The sequence below is a fragment of the Faecalibacterium sp. DFI.5.82 genome (assembly GCF_029076575.1).
Lineage (GTDB): Bacteria > Bacillota > Clostridia > Oscillospirales > Ruminococcaceae > Faecalibacterium > Faecalibacterium duncaniae.
This window is the reverse complement of record NZ_JARFIS010000001.1, coordinates 159,713-180,806: the sequence shown is the minus strand read 5'-3', so window position 1 is coordinate 180,806 and position 21,094 is coordinate 159,713. Positions and strand designations below refer to the sequence as shown.

The following is a 21,094-nucleotide window of genomic DNA, read 5'->3' as shown; positions in this document are numbered from 1 at the left end:
GTGAATCCCCCTCTTTTTTATTGTTCAGCGATTGCTTTCAGCGCTCTCATACCAATATCCGTGCGCTTGTGCAGCTTTTCAAAGCTGATCTTCTCAGCGGCGGCGTATGCCTGCGTGATGGCGGCGGTCAGGCGGGGCGCAGTTGCTGTCACGCCCAGCACGCGGCCGCCGTTGGTGACCAGCGTGCCGTCCTCACGCAGTGCCGTGCCGGAGTGGTAGACTGTGATGCTGCTCTCCCCTTCCAGCTGGCCGTTGGTCAGGCCGGAAATGGGCTTGCCCTTTTCATAGGACACCGGGTAGCCGCCGGAGGCCAGAATAACACAGCAGGCCGCGCCCTCGGAGAATTTGACCTCGGTATCGGCCAGCGTGCCCTCGGTGCAGGCAGTCATGATCTTCAGCAGGTCACTCTCCAGCAGAGGCAGCACCACCTGGGTCTCGGGATCGCCGAAGCGGCAGTTGTACTCGATGACCTTGGGGCCGTCCGGGGTGAGCATCAGGCCGAAGTACAGGCAGCCCTTGAAGGGGCAGCCCTCGGCGTTCATGGCCTGAATGGTGGGCAGGAAGATCTTTTCCATGCACTCGGCAGCAATGGCCGGGGTGTAGTAGGGGTTGGGGGCCACGGTGCCCATGCCGCCGGTGTTCAGGCCGGTGTCGTGGTCGTTGGCACGCTTGTGGTCCATGCTGGAAACCATGGGCTTGACCACCTTGCCGTCGGTAAAGCTCAGCACACTGACCTCGGGGCCGGTGAGGAACTCTTCCACCACCACATGGTTGCCGGAAGCGCCGAACTTTTTGTCCAGCATGATCTCCTTCACGCCGTCGGCGGCCTGTTCCTCATTTTCGCAGATCAGCACGCCCTTGCCCAATGCCAGTCCGTCGGCCTTGATGACCACGGGGTACTTGCCCTTTGCCTTGATGTAATCCATGACCTCGGCGGGGTCATCAAAGGTGGCATAATCTGCGGTGGGGATGCCGTATTTCTTCATCAGGTTCTTAGAGAACACCTTGGAGGCCTCGATACGGGCAGCAGCCTTGTCCGGGCCAAAGGCAGGGATGCCCACTGCTGCCAGTGCGTCCACCATGCCCAGCGCCAGCGGGTCATCCTGCGCCACGACCACATAATCAAACTTTTCCTCGGCGGCAAAGGCCACCATGGTCTCTACGTCCGTAGCCTTGATGTTCTTGCATTTGGCATCATAGCTGATGCCGCCGTTGCCCGGAGCGCACCAGATCTCGCCGCAGTCCGGGCTCTTCTTCAGTGCCTTGATGATGGCGTGCTCGCGGCCGCCGCCGCCGACCACTAAGATTTTTTTAGCCATTTTAACATCTCCTAAAATATTCGTTTCTGCTTCTCTGTCAGCGTCCTCACCCTCTCAGGCGCTTCGCGCCAGCTCTCCCAAAGGGAGAGCCAAGACTGGCACTAACACCAGCAGCTACTAACGGGATGCTGCCAAAGGCTCCCCCTTTGGGGGAGCTGGCAAAGCCGACAGGCTTTGACTGAGAGGGCGAACCAGTTTTCTTTTTAATGATGGAACAGCCGGATGCCGCAGAACGCCATGGCAATGCCGTACTTATTGCAGGTGTCAATGACCTGCTGGTCGCGGATAGAGCCGCCGGGCTGGACAATGGCGGTCACGCCGGAGCGGCGGGCACGCTCGATGTTGTCGCCAAAGGGGAAGAAGGCATCAGAGCCCAGGCAGACACCGGTAACGTGGCTCAGGTACTCTTTCTTTTCCTCAGCGGTCAGGGGTGCGGGCTGCTCGGTGAAGGTCTCGGCCCAGACATCATCGCCGATGACATCCTCGGGGGTGTCACCGATATACACATCAATGGCATTGTCGCGGTTGGGCTTGGCGATATCGTCACGGAAGGGCAGATTCAGCACCTTGTCCATGTGGCGCAGCTGCCAGTTGTCGGCCTTCTGGCCCGCCAGACGGGTGCAGTGGATGCGGCTCTGCTGACCGGCACCCACGCCGATGGTCTGGCCGCCTGCGGTGTAGCAGACACTGTTGGACTGGGTGTATTTCAGGGTGATGAGGGCAATGATCAGGTCCCGCTTCTGCTCCTCGGTCACGCTCTTGTTCTCGGTGACCCAGTTGGTCAGCATGGTGTCGGCGTTGATGGTCAGCTCGTTACGGCCCTGCTCAAAGGTGATGCCGTACACCTGCTTGTGCTCCACAGGGGCGGGCTTGTAGTCGGGGTCAATGGCCACCACATTGTAGTTACCCTTTTTCTTACCGGCCAGAATGGTCAGAGCCTCCGGCTCATAACCGGGGGCAATGATGCCATCAGAGACCTCATGCTGGATGAGCTTTGCGGTGGGCACATCGCAGACATCGGAGAGGGCGATCCAGTCGCCAAAGGAGGACATGCGGTCAGCACCGCGGGCACGGGCGTAAGCGCAGGCCAGCGGAGAGAGCTCAAAGTCCGGAGCAATGTGGTACATCCTGCGCTCCACATCGGTCAGGGGCAGGCCCAGGGCGGCACCCGCCGGGGACACATGCTTGAAAGATGCGGCGGCGGGCAGGCCGCAGGCTGCCTTCAGCTCCTTGACCAGCTGGATGGAGTTGAGGGCATCCAGAAAATTGATGTAGCCGGGCTTGCCGTTCAGCACAGTCACGGGCAGGTCGGAGCCATCTTCCATATAGATGCGGCTGGGCTTCTGGTTGGGGTTGCAGCCGTACTTCAGTGCGAGTTCGTTCATTGATGCATCCTCCTTAAGTCTTCGTTATTCTGCTTCGGCATCGAGCTTTGCCAGCAGCTCCAGCTCCTCGGGCAGCAGTTCAGGCTCCTCGGGGTCGTCCAGATCGCTGTTGACAGCATCATATTTGTTGAAGATCATATCGCCGGTCTCGCCACTGTCCAGGTCGATGACGCGGGCAAACAGGCTGACCTTGTTGTCGGGGTTCAGGTTCTGCCACAGGCCATGAGCAAAATCGCCGATGGTGCGGGGGCAGGCAAAGCGCAGGGGCTCGCCCTCAAAGCTGGGGATGGGGTTTCCGTTGTGCTTGTAGGTGCTGATGAAATGGCCCTCACCGGCCACAGGCTGGGGGTAATCAAAGAAATAGCGCTGAACGCTGTCGCCGTTGCCGTCGGCAGATTTCAGGATGCTCATCTGGTAGCTGCCATCAGCGTACACCACAGCGGAGATGCGGGGGGTGTAGTTGGGGCCGTCCGGCTCAAAGGTGCGGGTGCGCAGGGCATCGGCAAAGCTCTTGCCCTGACTCATCAGGTCAAAAATGGTATCGGTCTGGTCGCCGTTGGTCACGATATGGGTCTTGCCCAGGGTCAGCACGGGGTTATAGATGATAAGGCTGGGGTCCTCCAGCTTGTCGGGGTCTGCAGCCATGGTGCAGATGCCGCCGCGCTCGGGCACGGGGTCGAACACGCGGTTGCGGCTGTTCTCACTGCGGCCCATGATAAAGTAGCCGATGAACATCTGACGGCCATCGGGAGCCATTGCCACTGCAATGCCGCGGCCGGGGTACTCGTTGGAGGCCAGATAATCGTTCAGGTTGATCTTTTCCATTGTTGTTCTCCTTTACGGATAACGACCTCGCCCTCTCCGTCAGCGCTGACGCGCTGCCACCTCCCCCAAAGTGGGAGGCTTTGGCAGTCCACACAAAGTTCATGGTTTTGCCAAGGGCTCTCCCTTTGGGAGAGCTGGACGCGAAGCGGCCTGAGAGGGCGAGCCAGTTTATCTTTTTACTCGATCTCGCCGCTGCACACCATGGCAACTGCCTTGGGCAGCAGCTTCCACTCGGCCTGTTCCATCACCCGCTTCTGCAGCACCTCGGGGGTGTCGCCGGGCAGGATCTCCACTGCCTTCTGCAGCAGAATGGGGCCGCCGTCGCACTCCTCGTTGACAAAGTGCACGGTGGCACCGGTCACCTTGCAGCCCCGGGCCAGAGCAGCCTGATGGGGGCGCAGGCCGTACATGCCGGGCCCGCAGAAGGACGGGATGAGCGCCGGGTGAACATTCAGGATGCGGCGGGGATAGGCTTCAATGACGCTGGGGCCCAGCACGGAAAGGAACCCGGCCAGCACCACCAGATCGACGTTGTGGCTTTTCAGCGTTTCCAGCAGGGCTGCGTCAAAGGCCTCACTGTTCTCGTAATCCTTGCGGCGGACCACAACACCCTCCACACCGGCCTTTGCGGCCCGCTCCAGCGCGTAAACACCAGGCTTGGAGGCCACGACCAGCGTGATCTTCCCGTTGGGGTTCTCGCCCCGGGCTTCGCTGTCCAGCAGGGCCTGCAGATTGGTGCCGCCGCCGGAAACCAACACAGCTACGTTCAGCACAGTTCCACACCGTCCCCTTCAGCGATGACACCCAGCTTGTAAGCCTCGGGCTCGCCGTTGGCGTGGAGGATCTCCAGCGCCTTGTCGGCCTGTGCGGCAGGAACGGTGAGCACCATGCCAACGCCCATGTTGAAGGTATTGAACATATCGTGCTCGGAGATGTGGCCGGTCTCCTGCATCAGGTGGAAGAGGGCAGGAATGCGGACATCCTCCTTCTTGATGCGGGCGCAGCAGCCCTTTTTCAGGCTGCGGGGGATGTTCTCATAGAAGCCGCCGCCGGTGATGTGGGAGATGCCCTTGACATCCACCTCTTCCAGCACCTTCAGCACCGGCTTGACGTAGATCTTGGTGGGAGCCAGCAGGGCATCGCCCAGGGTCTTGCCGCCCAGCTCGGCGGGGGTGGTGTGCAGAACATCGGGATCGTTGTCAATATCAAAGATCTTGCGCACCAGCGAGAAACCGTTGGAATGAACACCGGTGGAGGGCAGAGCGAGGATGACATCGCCAGCCTGCATGGTCTCGTTGCTCAGGATCTTTTCCTTGTCCACAACGCCCACAGTGAAACCGGCCAGATCGTACTCATCCTCCGGCATCATGCCCGGGTGCTCGGCAGTCTCACCGCCCACCAGAGAGCAATCAGCCTGCACGCAGCCCTCGGCCACGCCCTTGACGATCTCGGCGATCTTCTCAGGGATGTTGCGGCCGCAGGCGATGTAATCCAGGAACACCAGCGGCTTTGCACCGGCGCAGATCACATCGTTGACGCACATGGCAACGCAGTCGATGCCAATGGTGTCGTGCTTGTTCATGATCATGGCGATCTTCAGCTTGGTGCCAACGCCGTCCGTGCCGGAGATCAGAACAGGGTGCTTGTAGCCGGTGCAGTCCAGCTCAAACAGGCCGCCAAAGCCGCCCAGACCGCCAATGCAGTGCTCGTTCATGGTGCGGGCAACATACTGCTTCATCAGTTCAACGGAGCGGTAACCGGCGGTGATATCCACACCGGCAGCTGCGTAACTCTCAGAATAGCTCTTTTCCATCTTCTTACTCTCCTAACTTTTTCTCGTTTTTGGGACGGTCGTTCAGGTGGCGTTCATGGATATCGGTGGAAAGCACCTCCTCCGGCTTCACGGCATACTCGCCGGTGAAGCAGGCGGTGCAGAAACCGCATTTTGCGTTCTTGGCCAGCTGCACCACATGCTCGGTGGACAGGTAGCCCAGGGTGTCGGCCCCGATGATCTCATTGATCTGCTCCACACTGCGGCCCGTGGCCACCAGCAGCTTCTGGTCGGGGATGTCGGTGCCGAAGTAGCAGGGGTATTTGAACGGGGGGGCCGAGACCCGGAAGTGGACTTCCTTTGCACCGGCATCCCGCAGCAGCTTGATGATGCGGGCGGAGGTGGTGCCGCGCACGATGGAGTCATCCACCAGCACGACCCGCTTGCCCTTGACGGTGCTGGACACCACGTTCAGCTTGATGCGCACACTGTTTTCGCGCTGCTTCTGGCTGCCCTGGATAAAGGTGCGGCCGATGTATTTATTCTTGATGAAGCCGATGCCGTAGGGGATGCCGCTCTCCTGCGAGTAGCCGAGCGCCGCATCCAGACCGGAATCCGGCACGCCGATGACCACATCGGCCTCCACGGGGTGCTCCTGTGCCAGGAACCGGCCTGCCTGCTTGCGGGCCTCGTGCACCGAGCTGCCCTCGATGATGCTGTCCGGGCGGGAGAAATAGATGAACTCGAACACGCACATCTGGGTGTCCGGGCGGCCGCAGTGATCCTTGATGCTCCGCAGCTCACCGGTCTTGGTGTCGGCAATGACGATCTCGCCGGGCTCCACGTCCCGCAGCAGGGTCGCGCCCGCAGCATCCAGCGCACAGCTCTCGCTGGCAAAGACGTAGCCGCCGCCGGGCAGGGTGCCGATGCACAGGGGGCGGTAACCCCGGGGGTCCCGGACCGCGATGAGCTTGGTGGCGGACATGATCACCAGACTGTATGCACCCTCCAGCACATCCATCGTCTTGCTGATGGCAGTCTCAATGCTGCCCATCCGCAGGCGGTTGCGGGTGATGAGGTAGCAGATGACCTCGGTATCGGAGGAGCCGTGGAAGATGGCACCCTCGTTCTCCAGCTGACGGCGCAGCTCCAGGGCATTGGTCAGGTTGCCGTTGTGGCAGAGGGCCATGGTACCCCGGCCATGCCGTACGATCATGGGCTGGGCGTTGGCCCGCACCCGGCTGCCTGCCGTGGCATAGCGGACATGGCCCGTTGCCATGTGGGCCGTGGGGGTGGAAAGACTGCCCAGCACGGCGGGGGTGAACACCTCGTTCACCAGGCCGAGGTCGCGGTGGCCCTGGATGACACCGTCATCGTTGACCGCAATGCCGCAGCTCTCCTGCCCGCGGTGCTGCAGCGCATACAGGGCAGAATAGGCGGCAGCGGCCACGTCCTCGGTGCCCGCCCGGTCGTAGATGCCAAAAACGCCGCATTCCTCGTGCAGCGGATATGCAAAATCAGACATTGGTTCTCCTTACAACTCTTTCAGTTCGTTCTGCAGCTTTTCTTCCTTGGCTGCGATCTGCTGTACCATGCTCACCCGTTCGGCCTCCAGCTTCCCGGCCAGTGTGTCATCGCTCAGAGCCAGGATCTCGGCGGCCAGCCAGGCGGCGTTCTTGGCCCCGTTCAGGGCCACGGTAGCCACCGGGATGCCGCTGGGCATCTGGACCGTGGCCAGCAGCGCGTCCAGACCGTCCATCGCGCCGCCCTTCATCGGGATGCCGATGACAGGCAGGGTGGTGTTGGCGGCAAAGGCACCGGCCAGATGGGCCGCCATGCCCGCCGCGCACAGGATCACACCAAAGCCGTTGGCCCGGGCATTTTTGGCAAAATCCGCGGCCTCGGCAGGGGTGCGGTGGGCCGAAAGGATGTGTGCCTCAAAGGGGATGTCCAGCGCCTTCAGCTGGGCACAGGCCCCCTTTACCACCGGCCAATCACTGTCCGAGCCCATGATCACTGCAACTTTCCGAATCATATCCGAACCTCTCTTTCTCCGTCTGCAAAACAAAAAAAAGCTGTGGTACACCTGCACCACGGCCTTTATTTCTGCGTATGCTCTCCCAGCGCTTTGCACAAAGCTGCACGATGCCCCTGAACAGCACGAATGGTGTTCTGTTCTGTGAAGCCCGACAGCATCTTCATCTTTGAAGTTCCCCTTTTGCTCTGCGCTTTTTCAGGCGGCACCCGGCATCCGCCGGGGGACCGTCCCTGTACTACATACAGTTTACGGCAAAAATTCCACTTTGCAAAGGCCCTTGGGGCAATTTCTCCCTTGTGTTCTCCCGCGTCAAAAAACTTTCAAAAGTTTTGTGCAGTTTCGACACCGTATTTCTTTTTAAGTATGACTTTTTTAGAAAATATAATAAAGTAAGTTTTATCTCACTGGACAGGCCCCGCTCTGTACAGTCTCTCCGTCATTGCGTTGGCAGTAAGGGCAGATTCACCTTAGAAGATGATCTTCGCTGTTGCTGCCCTTGCTGCCCGGATGAGGTCGGCGGGTGCGCAGCACACCTGCGTACCAATGCGGCCGCCGGAGACATAGACCTTTTCTTGAGCCAGCACGCTTTCATCAAACACGGTGGTGTACTGCTTTTTCATACCCACCGGGCTGCAGCCGCCGCGCACATAGCCGGTGACCTTATTGATATCGGCCACATGGATCATGGCTACGCTTTTTTCACCCACGCTGCGGGCAGCGGCCTTCAGGTCAAGCTCTGCCGCCACCGGAATGACGAACACAAAGTAGTTTTTGCTGCTGCCCTGGGTCACCAGCGTCTTATATACGCAGGCCGGGTCCTCCCCCATGCTGGCGGCCACGGTCACGCCGTCCACCGCCACGCCCTCCTCGTGGGCATATTCGTGGGCTGTATAGGGCACCTTGGCCCGTTCCAGGATGCGCATGGCATTCGTTTTTGCTTCTTTTCCCATTGATGATCGCTCCTTGTAAACTCCTTACCCTCTCAGGCTGCCCCTATTCTACCACTTTCTTTCCTAAATTTCAAAATTTCTCTTGACTTCAGTTTCCTGAAGTGTTATCATAGGCCCATGCTTCATGAAACTGAACTTCACGGAAATAAATCACGGCAATGGAGCCGGTCTCCTGTGCCGTATGTGTGAGAAGGAGAAGGAGACGACCACCATGATCATTGTACTGAAACAGAATGCCCCTGACGCACAGGTCCGCGAGTTCTGCCACGAACTGCAGGATATGGGGCTGCAGATCAACGACTCCAAGGGCAGCGATACCCACATTCTGGGCCTGATCGGCGACACCAAGGCCATTGCCGAGAGCTGGGTGCTGGCCAACCCTGTGGTCGAGACCTGCCGCCGCGTGTCTGAGCCTTACAAGAAAGCCAACCGCAAGTTCCACCCCGACGACAGCGTGATCGATGTCAACGGCGTGAAGATCGGCGGCGGCAACTTCGCCGTCATTGCAGGCCCCTGCAGCATCGAGAGCGAGGAGCAGATCACCTACTGCGCCCAGCGCGTTAAGGATGCAGGCGCTTCCCTGCTGCGCGGCGGCGCGTTCAAGCCCCGCACCTCCCCCTACTCCTTCCAGGGAATGCGGAGCGAGGGCCTGGACCTGCTCAAGCTGGCCCGCCGCGCTACCGGCTCCCCCATCGTCACCGAGATCATGAACACCGAGCACCTGCCCCTGTTCGAGAATGTAGACCTCATCCAGGTGGGTGCCCGCAATATGCAGAACTTTGAGCTGCTCAAGGCCGTGGGCCGCCAGAAAAAGCCTGTGCTGCTCAAACGCGGCCTGGCCAACACGCTGGAAGAATTTGTGATGAGCGCCGAGTACATCATGGCTGAGGGCAACGAAAACGTTATCCTCTGCGAGCGCGGCATCCGCACCTTTGAGACCAGTATGCGCAACACCCTGGACCTGGCCGGTGTGGTCATGCTCCACAAAATGACCCACCTGCCCGTGGTGGTGGACCCCAGCCACGCCTGCGGCCATGCCTGGATGGTGCCCCAGCTGGCCAAGGCCGCTGTGGCCGCCGGTGCCGACGGCCTGATGATCGAGGTGCACAACAACCCCGCCAAGGCCAAGTGCGATGGTGCCCAGAGCTTGACCCCCGACCAGTTCGATGAACTGATGGGCTTTATCACCAAAGAAGTCGAGTTCTTTGGCAAGAAGATGAACTGAGAATGGAACGACCCTCTCGGCACGCGGCAGCGTGACTGAGGGGGTTGTTTTCTTTTGTCATCAAATATGGTATACTATGGTGTATTTTGAATTCACCCTTGAAACGAGGTATTTCTATGAAAGCTCATATTGCACGCAACCAGAATGCCGGCATCCCGCTGGCGCTGGGCTGGAACCTTTCTGCCGCTGACCGGGGCATCCTGGAGGGGATGGCCCCCGCTTTCGGGATGAAGCTGCTGCTGGTCTCCCCTGCCGATGCAGGCAGGACCGTGGCCCAGCTGCTGGGCGAGGTGGAGGTCAAGACCACCCGCACTCTGGTGCTGGAGCCGGGTGCTTATCCCCCGGCGCTGGTGCTGGCCAACTTCAAGGATAAGGATGTGGACACCCTGCTCGACCTGATGAAGCAGGCACAGGTAAACATCCCCCTCAAGGCCGTTGTGACCCCCACCAGCAAGAGTTGGGTGTTCGGTGACCTGCTGGCACATCTGCAGGAAGAGCACACCGCCTTTACCGCCGCAAAGGAGACCGCCAAAGCATGATGACCAAGCGTATTTTTTCTGCCCTGCTGGCGGCTGCGCTCAGCCTGAGCCTGCTGGCTGGCTGCGGCAGCACCTCCGGCTCCACCGCCTCCAGCGCCGCCGATGGCCCGCAGCGCTACTCCACCGTGTTCTATGATGTGTTCGACACCGTGACGCAGGTCATCGCCTACTGCGACAGCGAGGAAGAGTTCACCGCCCAGATGGACGCGCTCCACGCCGACCTTGTGGAGTACAACCAGCTCTATGATATTTATAATGATTACGATGGCGTGACCAACATCAAGACCATCAACGACAATGCGGGCACTGCCCCGGTGACAGTGGATGACAAGATCCTCGGGATGCTGGAGCTGGCCCAGACCATGTACGACACCACCGGCGGCAAGCTGAACATTGCGCTGGGCAGTGTGCTGAACATCTGGCACAACTACCGCGAGGCTGCACTGGCCGATGACAACGACAGCAACAACCAGCTGCCCACGCAGGAAGAGCTGGATGCCGCCGCACAGCACTGCGATATCGCCAACCTCATCATTGATGAAGATGCCAAAACGGTCTATCTGGCCGACCCGGCCATGTCGCTGGACGTGGGCAGCGTGGGCAAGGGCCACGCCGTGGAGCAGGCCGCACAGGCCGCCGAAGCCCGGGGCCTGACCAGCGCCCTCATCAGCGTGGGCGGCAACCTGCGGGCCATCGGCACCAAGCCGGACGGCTCCCAGTGGGTAGGCGGCGTGGAAAACCCGTGGAACTCCTCCGAGGTCTACACCAACGGCAGCTCCACTGTAGCCGCCGTCAAGATGAGTGACCTCTCCCTTGTGACCAGCGGCGACTACCAGCGCTACTACGTTGTGGACGGTGTGCGCTACCACCACCTCATCGACCCCGCCACCCTCTGGCCCGCCGCCTACTTTGACGGCGTGAGCGTGCTGGCTCCGGACTCCGGTGTGGCCGACTGCCTGACCACCGGCCTGTTCTGTCTGCCTCTGGAAGAGGGCAAGCAGCTCGTAGAATCGCTGGACGGCGTGGAAGCCCTCTGGTGCACCACCGATGGCGAAGTGGTCACCTCCAGCGGGTGGAGCGAGCATACGAATTAAATAAGGAACGACCCTCTCCGTCATTGCTTCGCAATGCCACCTCTCCTGAAGGGCGAGGCTATGCTGCCTTTATCCCAGGCCAGCGATAGGCTCCCCCTTCGGGGGAGCTGGCAAAGCCAACAGGCTTTGACTGAGAGGGTTGTTCTTTTACTTGATATCCAGTTCGGGCGGCACGTCGATCTGGTCAGAGACGTACTTGCCGTTCTTTTTGCGCTGACGCACACACTCAGTGAGCAGATACTCGATCTGCCCGTTCACCGAGCGGAAGTCATCCTCAGCCCACGCGGCAAGGGCATCGTAGAGCTTCGCATTCAGGCGCAGGGGGATCTGCTTTTTCGGCTCAGCCATCAGTACAGGCTGCCGCTGTTCACAATGGGCTGCGCGTCACGGTTGCCGCAGAGCACCACCAGCAGGTTGGAGACCATTGCCGCTTTGCGCTCATCGTCCAGTTCCACCACTTTGTTCTCACTCAAGCGGTCCAGCGCCATCTCCACCATGCCCACGGCACCGTCCACGATCATCTTGCGGGCATCAATGATGGCGCTTGCCTGCTGACGCTGCAGCATGACCGCTGCGATCTCGGGGGCGTAGGCCAGATAAGTGATGCGGGCTTCGATGATCTCGATCCCGGCGGCGGTGACGTTCTTCTGGATCTCGCCCTGGATGCGCTTTGCCACCACTTCCGAGGAGCCGCGCAGGCTGCCCTCATCGGCCACACCGTCGCCGGTGGTGTCCACGTTGGGAGCCACATCGTAGGGGTAGATGCGCACCACGTTGCGCAGGGCACTGTCACACTGCAGGGACAGGTACTCTTTGTAGTTGTCTACATTGAACACGGCCTTGGCGGTGTCGGTCACCCGCCAGATCACCGCAATGCCGATCTCCACCGGGTTGCCCAGGCAATCGTTGATCTTCTGGCGGGAGTTGTTCAGGGTCATCACCTTCAGGGAGATCTTCTTGCCGTCCTTTTCGCGGTCGGCCTGCACCACAGGGCGCTGCTGAACATCACCGCTCTGGCTCAGGACCGTGCCCGCAGCCGGGTTGACGGCAGTGCAGAAGGGATTGACCCAGTAGAAGCCCTCCCCCTTCAGGGTGCCGATGTAATCACCGAACAGGGTCAGCACCAGCGCTTCCTCGGGCTTGAGGACTTTCAGACCCGCGAACAGGAAAATACCGATGATGGCATAGATGACAGCGATCGCCAGCGGGATAAAACCCAGGAAGGTAGTATACAGCATTACAAAACCGATGCCGCCCACCACAACCGCAGCCACATAACCCAGCAGGGTCAGCAGAAGCATGGTCATGCCGTTCTTCTTGGTCTGTAAGATCTTCTCTTCCATAAAATGTCCCTCCTTTACAGGGTTCGGAAGTTTCTTTCTGATATCAAAATCATATCACATTGTATTGAGGTTGTCAAGCGAATTCCAGTCTTGCAGGCGTGGCATTATTATGGTACAATAAAGCCACAGAGAGGAGCTGATATCATGCCGCGTATTATTCCGATCCGCGACCTCAAAAACACTGCCGCTGTCTCCCAGATGTGCAGTGAATCCAAAGAACCTGTCTATATCACCAAAAATGGCTATGGCGATATGGTCATTATGAGCATGGAAGCCTATGAAGAAAAGATGCAGCTTCTGGACGCATACGCCAAGCTGGATGCTGCCGAGCAGCAGGTGGAAGCCGGGCAGACGTTGGATGCCCGCAGCGCCTTGCAGGAATTGAGAGCCCGTTATGGCATATAAGCTGGTTGAAACAGCCCTTGCACAGGCAGACCTGGATGCGATCCTGTCCTACCTTGCCTTATCGCTGGAAAACCCGACAGCCGCCACAGCCTTTGCAAATGAGGTAGAGAAGTGTTACACCGCACTGGAGCAGATGCCCTATCTCTACGAGCAGTGCCGCGACCCTCGGCTTTCTTCCAAGGGCTACCGTAAAGCTGTCATCAAGCATTACCTGCTGATCTACCGTGTGGATGAAGCACAAAAGACTGTTTACCTGCTTCGATTCTTCTATGGCCGTCAGAATTACGAAACATTGTTATAACACAAAACCTCCCACTCGAATGAGTGGGAGGTTTTATTACGCACAGTTATAATTACCAGAACCAATACCGTTTCTTGACGGCGATATACACGATCAGGCAGACCACGGTCAGCGCACCGGCGGCGATGAAGAAGGTCCAGTTGATATTGGTGAAGCGCAGATTCTGGTTGGTCAGCAGGTAGCTGCCAGCCATATCGGCGGTGATGGTGCCATCCTTGTAGCTGTTCAGGAACTGCCACTTTTCGCTGGCAGTGTTGTGCAGATACAGGCGGCTGTAAGCGGCGTTCTCACCGGTCAGAGTGATCTGCACCACGCAGGGCAGCGCGCCGCTTTCGCCCAGCTGGAAGCTCAGGCCGTTTTCATCGGGGGCAAAGGTCAGGGCGGTGCTGAACCCGCCCTGGGTGCTCTTGATGCTGGTGCCATCGATCCGCAGGGTATAATCCTCGCCCAGCACGATCAGGCTGCGGCCCGTGGTGCGCAGGGCGCTCAGGATCTCGCCGGTAATGGCAGGCACGTCGCTCTGATAGAGGGACACTTCCTCCCCTGCGGCGTTCTGGATGGCGGCAACGGTGGCATCGGTGGTGACGTTGTCCTCGGTACCCTCCCCGCTGGTATCGCTGCTGCCGGAGGTGGAGGCGGTGCGGTTGACGATGACCGTGACCGAGGTGGAGGCGGTGCCGTTGGAGACCACCACGGAGGTGGCACCCGTGGCAACGCCGGTGATGACACCGGAACCGCTGACGGTGGCAATGCTCTTGTCCTGGCTCTTGAAGGTCAGGCTCTGGCTGGCAGAGGCCGGCGACACCTTGCCGGTGATGGTCTTGGAGGAGCCTGGCTTGAGCACCACATAGTTGGTGTTCAGGGAGATGGACTGGCTGGAGACGGTGCTGGTGTTGGCCGCAACCACCGTAACGGTGGCCGTGCAGCTCACGTTGCCGTCCGTGGCGGTGATGGTGGCCTTGCCGGGGGCAACGCCGGTCACCTTGCCAAAGTTGTTGACGGTGGCCACCTTCTCATTGGAAGAGCTCAGGTTGACGTTGATATAGTTGGCCGCCGAGGTGGGCAGCACTGCCAGCGAAAGGCTGGTGGTCTCGCCCACGGCAATGGTGCTGGATGCAAGGGTGATATCCATTTCGGTGGCAATCATGCTGGCATCCGGCTGGGGGGTGATGGTATAGGTGCAACTCACCCCGCCGCAGGTGGCGGTGATGTTGGCCGTACCCAGGCCCACAGCCTGCGCCACGCCCTCACTGTCCACCGAGACAACATTGGGGTTATCAGAGACATAGGTCACGCCGTTCTTGCTGGCGGCATTGGCGGGGGTGGTCACCGGGGAGAGCTGCTGGGCCGTGCCCGCCAGCGGGGCGGCATCGTAGCTGCCGGTCTCGATGCTCTCGGCGGTAACTTTATCCCAGGGAAAGCTCACCTTGGGCAGCGTGAGGGCCAGCGGCGCGGTAACAGGGCCGGCAGCCGACGCAGGCAGGGCGGCGGCACAGGCCAGCACACCCAGCAAAGCCGCGCTGGCGGCCAGCTGTTTCGGGTTCAGTTTCATTCTTTCGTACCTCTTGGGCGTGGAATCGGCGGGCGCTTAGCGGAACAGCACGCCCAGGGCCTCCATCACATAGTCAAAGTAAGTCAGTTCATCGTACTCCACACGGGCGGTGACGCTCATGCCGTTGGAAAGGTCCACCTTGTCGCCGCTGGTGCTCACGACATAGGTGTTGTCCGGCTTGATGGTCATCTTGTAGTAAGACCCGCTGGTGTTGGTGGTCACGTCACTGTCGATGGAGGTAACAGTGCCGGTCAGGGTGCCGTAGGAATACTCCGACAGGCCGGTGATGGCGATCTTGCAGGGGTCGCCCACGTTGATCAGCGGCCGGTCGTTGACGGTGACAGCCGCCACGATCTCAAGGTCACTGTTCTCGCTGGCCACGGTGGCCAGAGCGGAGCCTGCGCTGAGCACCATGCCCACCTTGTAGGGGGTGTCCATGTGGATGACACCGGAGGTGGGAGCGTAGATATAGTAATCGTTCGCGCCAGTGTTCAGGGCATCCAGCTGGGCCTCGATGTTGTCAATGTTGGCCTGCACGCTGGTCAGGTTGGCAGAAATGGACTGCAGGGTGGAGTAATACAGGCTCTCCACCTCGCTCTGGTTCTGCTCCATCAGGGTCTTGATCTGCTCGTCGGTGTAACCGGCGGCCTGATAGGGCGAAGCATCAAACGCCTTCTGGCTGACCTGGCTCTTGTAGCTCTCGTACTGGTAGTAATAGGGCTGATCGTCGATGTCGGTCTCGCTGAAGTAGTTCTTGTCGTCCTGAATGGACTTGAGCAGCTTTTCGTACTGGCTCTTCTGCTTCTTGTAGATGTCCAGCTGCTTCTGGTAGCTGTCCTGCTGGATGTCCAGATCAGTGCTCTTGATGTGGGCAATGAGGTCGCCCTCGGTGACATAGCTGCCCTCCGAGATGTTCAGCTCGGTGATGGAACCGGAGTAACTGGACATGATATAGGTCTTGTTGGCCGCCTGCACTGAGCCAGTGGACTGGCTGACGTAGGTGCGCTTGTTCTGGGTGCTCCAGATCACCAGAAACACCATGAGGAAAGCCACCAGAAGAATGAGCGCGTAGCCAAAGGCCGGCAGCTTCTTCTCCATCATAATGCGGCGGTCCTGCAGGTCGGAAAGATTCTGAATGCGAGTGGTCATATTACTTTGTCTCCATAAAAACGTCCATGACACCGTTTTCGCTGTCCTGATTGACGTAGATGCTGTAGGTGGTGCCGGTCAGCTCGATCTCGTGCTCGTAGGCATAGATGTTCAGCTTCTGGCTGGCAAGGCTGCTGTGGTCCATGGGGCCGGTGAAGTGGGCGTACAGGCAGCCCTTCACCCGCAGCACAGCGTCCTGCTCGTAGCCCGGCTCCAGGCGGGGGATAAGCTGGTTGACCTGCATCATAAAATAGATCTGCGGCTCCGGGTTGGGGCCGGAGGTAAACTTGACGCACTGGATCACAGGGCCAACCGGCATGGCGCTGTGGCTCTTGATAAAGTTCTGCATCTGGGTCAGGATCACGCCCAGGTTGCCCAGCTCGCTGGCATCGATCTTGCGTGCCAGAACGTTGGTCAGCTTCAGGGTCTTGTTTTCTGCAACTTGGATCTCTCTCATAATAATGTCCACCTGTTTCTTTTTTGTTTGCAATAAGCAATTGTCTGGGGGAAAAGATTCTTTTTTACCGTTTTGCCAAAGACTCTCCTCAAAGCGGCCTCACCCTCTCAGTCAAAGCCTAACGGCTTTGCCAGCTCCCCCAAAGTGGGAGCTCTTGACAAAAAGGGTCACAGCTGCTTTTATATCCGAATTTGTACTTCCCTATCAATGGTCTCACATACAGCATCAAAATGATTGTTAACATCCCGATTAGAGAACCGTAAAACTTTCAAGCCATAGCCATGCAGGATAGCACTTCGTTCCTCATCGTAAGCTTTCCCCTGTTCAGTATAATGCTGTGAGCCGTCAAGTTCAATAACCAATCTTGCATCCGCGCAATAAAAATCCACAATAAACGATTCAATGATCCGCTGTTTGTAGAATTTTACCGGATATTTCCGCAAGAAAACATACCAAAGCCGTTGCTCCTGTGGTGTCATTTCCCTCCGAAGTCTTCGGGCTACATCCAGCATGTCGTTATTCTTGACAACTGTCGTCTTTTTCATCAGCTTATACCTCTACCGGGCTCACCCTCTCCGTCAGCGCACACGCGCTGCCACCTCCCCCAAAGTGGGAGGTTTTGACAGAATGATTCACTCCCTGCACTGTGGGCAAGTCTGCGTTCACACTACGCAAAGGGAAACCCGCCGTACACTGCGCTATGCCAAGGGCTCTCCCTTCGGGAGAGCTGGCGCAAAGCGCCTGAGAGGGTGAGGACGCTCACGGTAAGCCACTCACACAGCGATAAAGTGTCACTATGTAAAGAGCATTCCTGTAAGGATAAACATAATCTTCTACCACACACAATTGCCTACCGCAACGCGATAAGCAACATAAAAATAAGGTGTGCCAGGAGGCACACGCCTCCTGGCACACCATAACGAGGCATTGTTGTCTGCCCCGCGCTAACAAGTAGGGCGGTGCAGTTTCCTCAACGCTTCATAATTTCAGATCAGATCTGATTAGAACTTGATACCGTCGATGACAACGTGGGTCTTGCCGTCGCCCTGGGTCATACCGATGGAAGCAGAAGAAGCCTTGTTAGCAACATCAACGCGGCCCAGGTTGTAAGCAGCAGCGGTCAGGCCCAGGAAGTTAGCGATATCGTCGCCAATGCCATTGCCGGTGGAGAACAGCTTCTTGGGTGCAGCCTTGACATCACCCCAAGTGGTGTTGCCGGAGAACAGAACACCCAGAGTGCCGTCAACCAGCTTGCCGATGAACTTGTTGCCGATCAGGGTAACCATGTTGGTGGAGAAGGTCTTAACGTTGGTCACGTCCCAGATAGGAGCGGTAACAGCGCCGATAGCGTCGATGAAGTTAGCGCCACCATTGACGTAGGTCATTTCGTTCTCTGCGATAACAGAGTAGTTTGCAGGCATCATCATAATGAATTACTCCCTTCAAATGAATGAAAAAACTTATTTTAGCGATCTTTTTCCGGCTGCGCATCCATCCAAAGATCATTTATGTAACCGAGTGCGCACTCGGCTGCAACTTAATAGGTCATTGCCTCGCCATCGTCGTCTTCTTCAACAACTGCCGCGGGGGCAACGGGTGCAGGCTCTTCCTTTTTACGGCGGAAGATGCCCTGCTGCAGGTTCCAGAGCTCGTAATACTTGCCCTGCTTTGCCAGCAGCTCGTCATGGGTGCCGCGTTCCACGATCTGGCCGTGATCCATGACCAAAATCAGGTCGCAGTCACGGATAGTGGAAAGGCGGTGTGCCACGATCAGCATCGAACGGTCAGCCAGCTGGTTATAGATCATATCAAAGATGGTATTCTCTGTACCAAAGTCCAGGCTGGAGGTCGATTCATCAAAGATGTAAAGGCTCGAATCTTTCAGGAACGCACGGGCCAGCGCAATGCGCTGCTTTTCACCACCGGACAGGCCATTGCCGGCTTCCTCCAGATAGGTGTTATACTGCAGCGGCAGCCTGCGGATGAACTCGTGTGCATCGGCCTTCTTGGCCGCCTCCCGTACCTGATCGAGGGTAGCCTCGGGGCGGGAGATGCGGATATTCTCGAAGATCGTCTTGCTGAACAGCTCAACGTTCTGCGGGACATAGGAAATGCAGCGGCGGACGGATGCATTGCTGTACTCGTCCAGATCAACGCCATTCACGCTGATGGTGCCGCTCTCCGGCTCGTAATACTTGAGCAGGAGCTTGGTGATGGTGGACTTGCCGGAACCCGAGGAACCAACCAGCGCCACCTTCTTGCCTTGCGGGATAGTGAAGGAGATGTGGTCCAGTGCCGGGGTGCGGTTGCCATACCGGAAGGTGACATCCTTGAACTCAATGTCGCCCTCCATGCTCTCCATCTCGGTGTACTCTCTGGTATCGTCCTGCTCGGATTCATAATCCATGATCTCCGTCAGGCGCTTCATGGAGATGGAAGCCTCCTGAATGGACATCTGCATACCAATGAGCTCACTCACCGGAGAAGTAAAGTAGCCCGAAAGGGTGCTGAACGCCATGTAGCCGCCCAGCGTCAGCTGGCCATTCAGCACCTGCGTGATGCCCACATAGGTGGTGACCATGTTCAACACGGTCATAATCACGCTGGAGATCAGGCTCTGGCTGGTGCTGATCTTGCTGGAACGCAGGCTGATCTTCAGGCTCTTGATATATTCACGCTCAAGGGCTTCCAGCTCACGCTCTTCGCAGGCGTTGCACTTGATGGTCTCGATGCCGCGCAGGCTCTCGATCATCTGGCTGTTCAAAACGGCCGACTGCACCATCGTCTCTTCATTGATCCGCTTGTAGGGCTGCTTGAAGATGATGACGAGCAGCAGGCTCAGAACGGTGGTAAACAGGGTAATGGAGAACAGCGAGGAGTTCATCCGGAACAGGACAAAGCCTGTACCCACGGCCATCACAATGTCCATGACCACGCTCATTGCAATGCTGGTCAGCACCGATTTGATGGTGCTTGCATCGGAATAGCGGGTGGTGATCTCGCCGGTCTTACGGGATGCGAAGAACTTCATCGGCAGTTTGTACACATGCTCGAAGTAGCCCAGCATCAACGGGATATCGATTTTAATGGAAAGAAAGATCAGGATCCACTGTCTCACAGTCGAGAGCAGCGTGCTGGTCAAGTTGACCACACTGAACACGACAATGAGCGATATGAGCAGGTTTTTCAACCCGTAAGGCAGCACCTCGTCCATGATCGCCTTATTAAAGACGGTGGACACGATGCCGATCAGTGTCAGGATCACTGAACTGAGAATAGCGTAAGCAAACAGCTTTTTCTGGGGAAGCAGCAGATCCATGTACCGCTTCAACATGTTGTTGCGGGCTGCCTTGGCTTCCTCTTTACCCTCCACCTTATGCTTGCCGGTGCCGCCCTTGAACTCCGCTGTGGGGTTCAGCAGCAGCAGCACGCCGGTGAAGTTTTTATAGAACTCATCCAGGCTGATCTTTTTCAGTTCATTTGCAGGGTCGCCGATGACGACGTAATCCTTGCATTTGTACTTTTTGCTTGCATCAGCCTTGCGTTCTTCTTCCTGCACCACATGCTTGCGGCGGGCATCGTCATCCTTGATGGTCGTCTTTTTGAAGATGACCACAAAATGGGTCAGGCCCTGGTCGGTAATGACCTGCGCAATTGCGGGCAGTGTGAAATCGCTTAAAAAGTTTTCGCGGTCAACACGGACAGCCGCCGTGCTGAAGCCCAGCTCATTGGCTGCTTTCTGCAAGCCAACGAGGTTCGTGCCTTTCATGTCGGTTCCCATCATGTCCCGCAGGCGGGTGATGGTGATTTCCTTTTTGTAATGGAGGCACACCATTGCGAGTGAAGCGGCCGCGCAGTCCGTAGAATCGTGCTGCCGCACATAGGTATAACGCATACGATGTTTCCTTTACAAGAGACCGACAACCAAAAGCAAACGATCTCTTTTTCAATGTACTGTGTCTATTTCAAAACTACGGCTTTTATTCTAGCACACCCGGTCTGTTTGCACAAGCCCCAGTTTGCTGTTGTTTTAACCGTAGGTCTGACAAATGAAAAAGGTTTTCTTTTTGCACTCCGGTTTAACAGCGCATAGCCTTCTGCTTTGCCCTGCCCTGCGGAGAACCAGGGCAAAGCAGAAGTCCGCTGCTATCAAAAGAAGGGAGCGCCTACCCTTTGATCTGAGTCAATCACCACAGAACGTTTAAAAACTGTTCCAAGGTTTGGGTGTAGTATACCACAATCTGACAGCATCTTCAAGAGGACATTTTTTAAGAAACCATTAATTTTGAAGATTTTGTGAAAAAAGTCTCAGATTGGTTACAACACCCGGTTAAAAAACAAGCGGCGAAGTTGCCCTCGCCGCCTAATGGCGCCTCTTGCCTGACTCGAACAGGCGACACCCTGATTAACAGTCAGGTGCTCTAACCGACTGAGCTAAAGAGGCACATCTTTCAAAACGCAATTCCGCAGCGCACAATTGACTGCGAGATGTATTATAACTCTTCCCGCTCCCTTTTGCAAGCCTTTTTTGGAAATTTGTGAAAAAAGTTTTTCAAAAGGACTGAACCCTCTCAGTCAAAGCCTTGCGGCTTTGCCAGCTCCCCCGAGGGGGGAGCCTTTGGCAGGACCACCGCAAGCAGCTGCTAAAGGCCGGGGCAGTCTTGGCTCCCCCTTTGGGGGAGCTGGCGCGTTAGCGCCTGAGAGGGCGAGCCCGTGTTCCGACATCCTTTTTCTTACGCTT

The 21,094-nt window shown here is 57.7% G+C and carries 21 protein-coding genes and 1 tRNA gene; 5 read left to right on the top strand and 17 right to left on the bottom strand.

Annotation, left to right across the window (positions count from 1 at the left end):
- Positions 1-17 precede the first annotated feature (17 nt).
- The 8 genes from purD to ybaK form a co-directional block, all read right to left on the bottom strand.
- Positions 18-1,319, bottom strand: coding sequence for a phosphoribosylamine--glycine ligase (gene purD, locus P0G09_RS01000; RefSeq protein WP_275251693.1), 1,302 nt, complete (start codon positions 1,317-1,319; stop codon positions 18-20).
- Between the two features lie 203 nt (positions 1,320-1,522).
- Positions 1,523-2,704 (bottom strand): phosphoribosylaminoimidazolecarboxamide formyltransferase, encoded by a 1,182-nt coding sequence (locus P0G09_RS00995; RefSeq protein WP_117477307.1) that lies wholly within the window; start codon positions 2,702-2,704, stop codon positions 1,523-1,525.
- A gap of 24 nt (positions 2,705-2,728) precedes the next feature.
- Positions 2,729-3,529 (bottom strand): IMP cyclohydrolase, encoded by an 801-nt coding sequence (locus tag P0G09_RS00990; RefSeq protein WP_035393990.1) that lies wholly within the window; start codon positions 3,527-3,529, stop codon positions 2,729-2,731.
- Positions 3,530-3,705: 176 nt separating this feature from the next.
- Positions 3,706-4,302 (bottom strand): phosphoribosylglycinamide formyltransferase, encoded by a 597-nt coding sequence (purN, locus tag P0G09_RS00985; protein WP_275251692.1) that lies wholly within the window; start codon positions 4,300-4,302, stop codon positions 3,706-3,708.
- Complete coding sequence (gene purM / locus P0G09_RS00980; protein ID WP_005932193.1) at positions 4,296-5,342, bottom strand: phosphoribosylformylglycinamidine cyclo-ligase; 1,047 nt, start codon at positions 5,340-5,342, stop codon at positions 4,296-4,298. Before purM ends, purN begins: the two co-directional genes overlap by 7 nt.
- A gap of 4 nt (positions 5,343-5,346) precedes the next feature.
- Positions 5,347-6,825 carry an amidophosphoribosyltransferase gene (gene purF, locus P0G09_RS00975; RefSeq protein WP_156059970.1) on the bottom strand — a complete coding sequence of 493 codons (1,479 nt, stop codon included), beginning with the start codon at positions 6,823-6,825 and terminating at the stop codon, positions 5,347-5,349.
- A gap of 9 nt (positions 6,826-6,834) precedes the next feature.
- Positions 6,835-7,335 (bottom strand): 5-(carboxyamino)imidazole ribonucleotide mutase, encoded by a 501-nt coding sequence (gene purE / locus P0G09_RS00970; protein WP_275251691.1) that lies wholly within the window; start codon positions 7,333-7,335, stop codon positions 6,835-6,837.
- 470 nt (positions 7,336-7,805) lie between these two features.
- Positions 7,806-8,288, bottom strand: a complete 483-nt coding sequence (gene ybaK / locus P0G09_RS00965; RefSeq protein WP_005932182.1) for a Cys-tRNA(Pro) deacylase — start codon at positions 8,286-8,288, stop codon at positions 7,806-7,808.
- Positions 8,289-8,499: 211 nt separating this feature from the next.
- On the opposite strand from ybaK, the gene aroF reads away from it, so the two are divergent.
- The 3 genes from aroF (at position 8,500) to P0G09_RS00950 (ending at position 11,146) form a co-directional block, all read left to right on the top strand.
- Positions 8,500-9,513 (top strand): 3-deoxy-7-phosphoheptulonate synthase, encoded by a 1,014-nt coding sequence (aroF, locus tag P0G09_RS00960; protein ID WP_227611609.1) that lies wholly within the window; start codon positions 8,500-8,502, stop codon positions 9,511-9,513.
- 116 nt (positions 9,514-9,629) lie between these two features.
- Entirely contained in the window at positions 9,630-10,052 is a 423-nt protein-coding gene (locus P0G09_RS00955; protein WP_097772399.1) for a DUF3783 domain-containing protein, read from the top strand.
- On the top strand, positions 10,049-11,146 hold the full coding sequence (locus tag P0G09_RS00950) for an FAD:protein FMN transferase (protein ID WP_275251690.1): 1,098 nt from the start codon (positions 10,049-10,051) through the stop codon (positions 11,144-11,146). Before P0G09_RS00955 ends, P0G09_RS00950 begins: the two co-directional genes overlap by 4 nt.
- 147 nt (positions 11,147-11,293) lie before the next feature.
- On the opposite strand, the gene P0G09_RS00945 is transcribed toward P0G09_RS00950, so the two are convergent.
- Both P0G09_RS00945 and P0G09_RS00940 read right to left on the bottom strand, forming a co-directional pair.
- Positions 11,294-11,494: a PTS ascorbate transporter subunit IIC gene (locus P0G09_RS00945; RefSeq protein WP_005932170.1), complete on the bottom strand. Its 201-nt coding sequence runs from the start codon at positions 11,492-11,494 to the stop codon at positions 11,294-11,296.
- Positions 11,494-12,489 carry an SPFH domain-containing protein gene (locus P0G09_RS00940; protein WP_005932167.1) on the bottom strand — a complete coding sequence of 332 codons (996 nt, stop codon included), beginning with the start codon at positions 12,487-12,489 and terminating at the stop codon, positions 11,494-11,496. Before P0G09_RS00940 ends, P0G09_RS00945 begins: the two co-directional genes overlap by 1 nt.
- A 144-nt stretch (positions 12,490-12,633) precedes the next feature.
- Between P0G09_RS00940 and P0G09_RS00935 the strand changes: the two genes are divergently transcribed.
- Together P0G09_RS00935 and P0G09_RS00930 are read left to right on the top strand one after the other, a co-directional pair.
- On the top strand, positions 12,634-12,894 hold the full coding sequence (locus tag P0G09_RS00935; protein ID WP_098922768.1) for a type II toxin-antitoxin system Phd/YefM family antitoxin: 261 nt from the start codon (positions 12,634-12,636) through the stop codon (positions 12,892-12,894).
- The gene (locus tag P0G09_RS00930) at positions 12,884-13,195 is read left to right on the top strand and encodes a type II toxin-antitoxin system RelE/ParE family toxin (protein WP_117477312.1); all 312 of its coding nucleotides are present in this window, start codon (positions 12,884-12,886) and stop codon (positions 13,193-13,195) included. The genes P0G09_RS00935 and P0G09_RS00930 overlap by 11 nt, the downstream gene beginning before the upstream one ends.
- A 52-nt stretch (positions 13,196-13,247) precedes the next feature.
- Here P0G09_RS00930 and P0G09_RS00925 read toward each other — a convergent pair whose 3' ends face one another.
- From P0G09_RS00925 to P0G09_RS00895, 7 genes are all read right to left on the bottom strand, one after another.
- On the bottom strand, positions 13,248-14,747 hold the full coding sequence (locus tag P0G09_RS00925; RefSeq protein WP_275251689.1) for an Ig-like domain-containing protein: 1,500 nt from the start codon (positions 14,745-14,747) through the stop codon (positions 13,248-13,250).
- A 36-nt stretch (positions 14,748-14,783) separates the two neighbouring features.
- Positions 14,784-15,896: an HlyD family efflux transporter periplasmic adaptor subunit gene (locus P0G09_RS00920; RefSeq protein WP_097772406.1), complete on the bottom strand. Its 1,113-nt coding sequence runs from the start codon at positions 15,894-15,896 to the stop codon at positions 14,784-14,786.
- A gap of 1 nt (position 15,897) precedes the next feature.
- Positions 15,898-16,353: a hypothetical protein gene (locus P0G09_RS00915; protein WP_035393983.1), complete on the bottom strand. Its 456-nt coding sequence runs from the start codon at positions 16,351-16,353 to the stop codon at positions 15,898-15,900.
- Positions 16,354-16,532: 179 nt separating this feature from the next.
- The gene (locus P0G09_RS00910; RefSeq protein WP_097770588.1) at positions 16,533-16,898 is read right to left on the bottom strand and encodes an endonuclease domain-containing protein; all 366 of its coding nucleotides are present in this window, start codon (positions 16,896-16,898) and stop codon (positions 16,533-16,535) included.
- 456 nt (positions 16,899-17,354) lie between these two features.
- Positions 17,355-17,780 (bottom strand): hypothetical protein, encoded by a 426-nt coding sequence (locus tag P0G09_RS00905; RefSeq protein WP_275251688.1) that lies wholly within the window; start codon positions 17,778-17,780, stop codon positions 17,355-17,357.
- A gap of 110 nt (positions 17,781-17,890) precedes the next feature.
- Positions 17,891-20,248 carry a peptidase domain-containing ABC transporter gene (locus P0G09_RS00900; protein WP_275251687.1) on the bottom strand — a complete coding sequence of 786 codons (2,358 nt, stop codon included), beginning with the start codon at positions 20,246-20,248 and terminating at the stop codon, positions 17,891-17,893.
- Between the two features lie 472 nt (positions 20,249-20,720).
- Positions 20,721-20,797: transfer RNA gene (locus P0G09_RS00895), tRNA-Asn, on the bottom strand.
- Positions 20,798-21,094 lie beyond the last annotated feature (297 nt).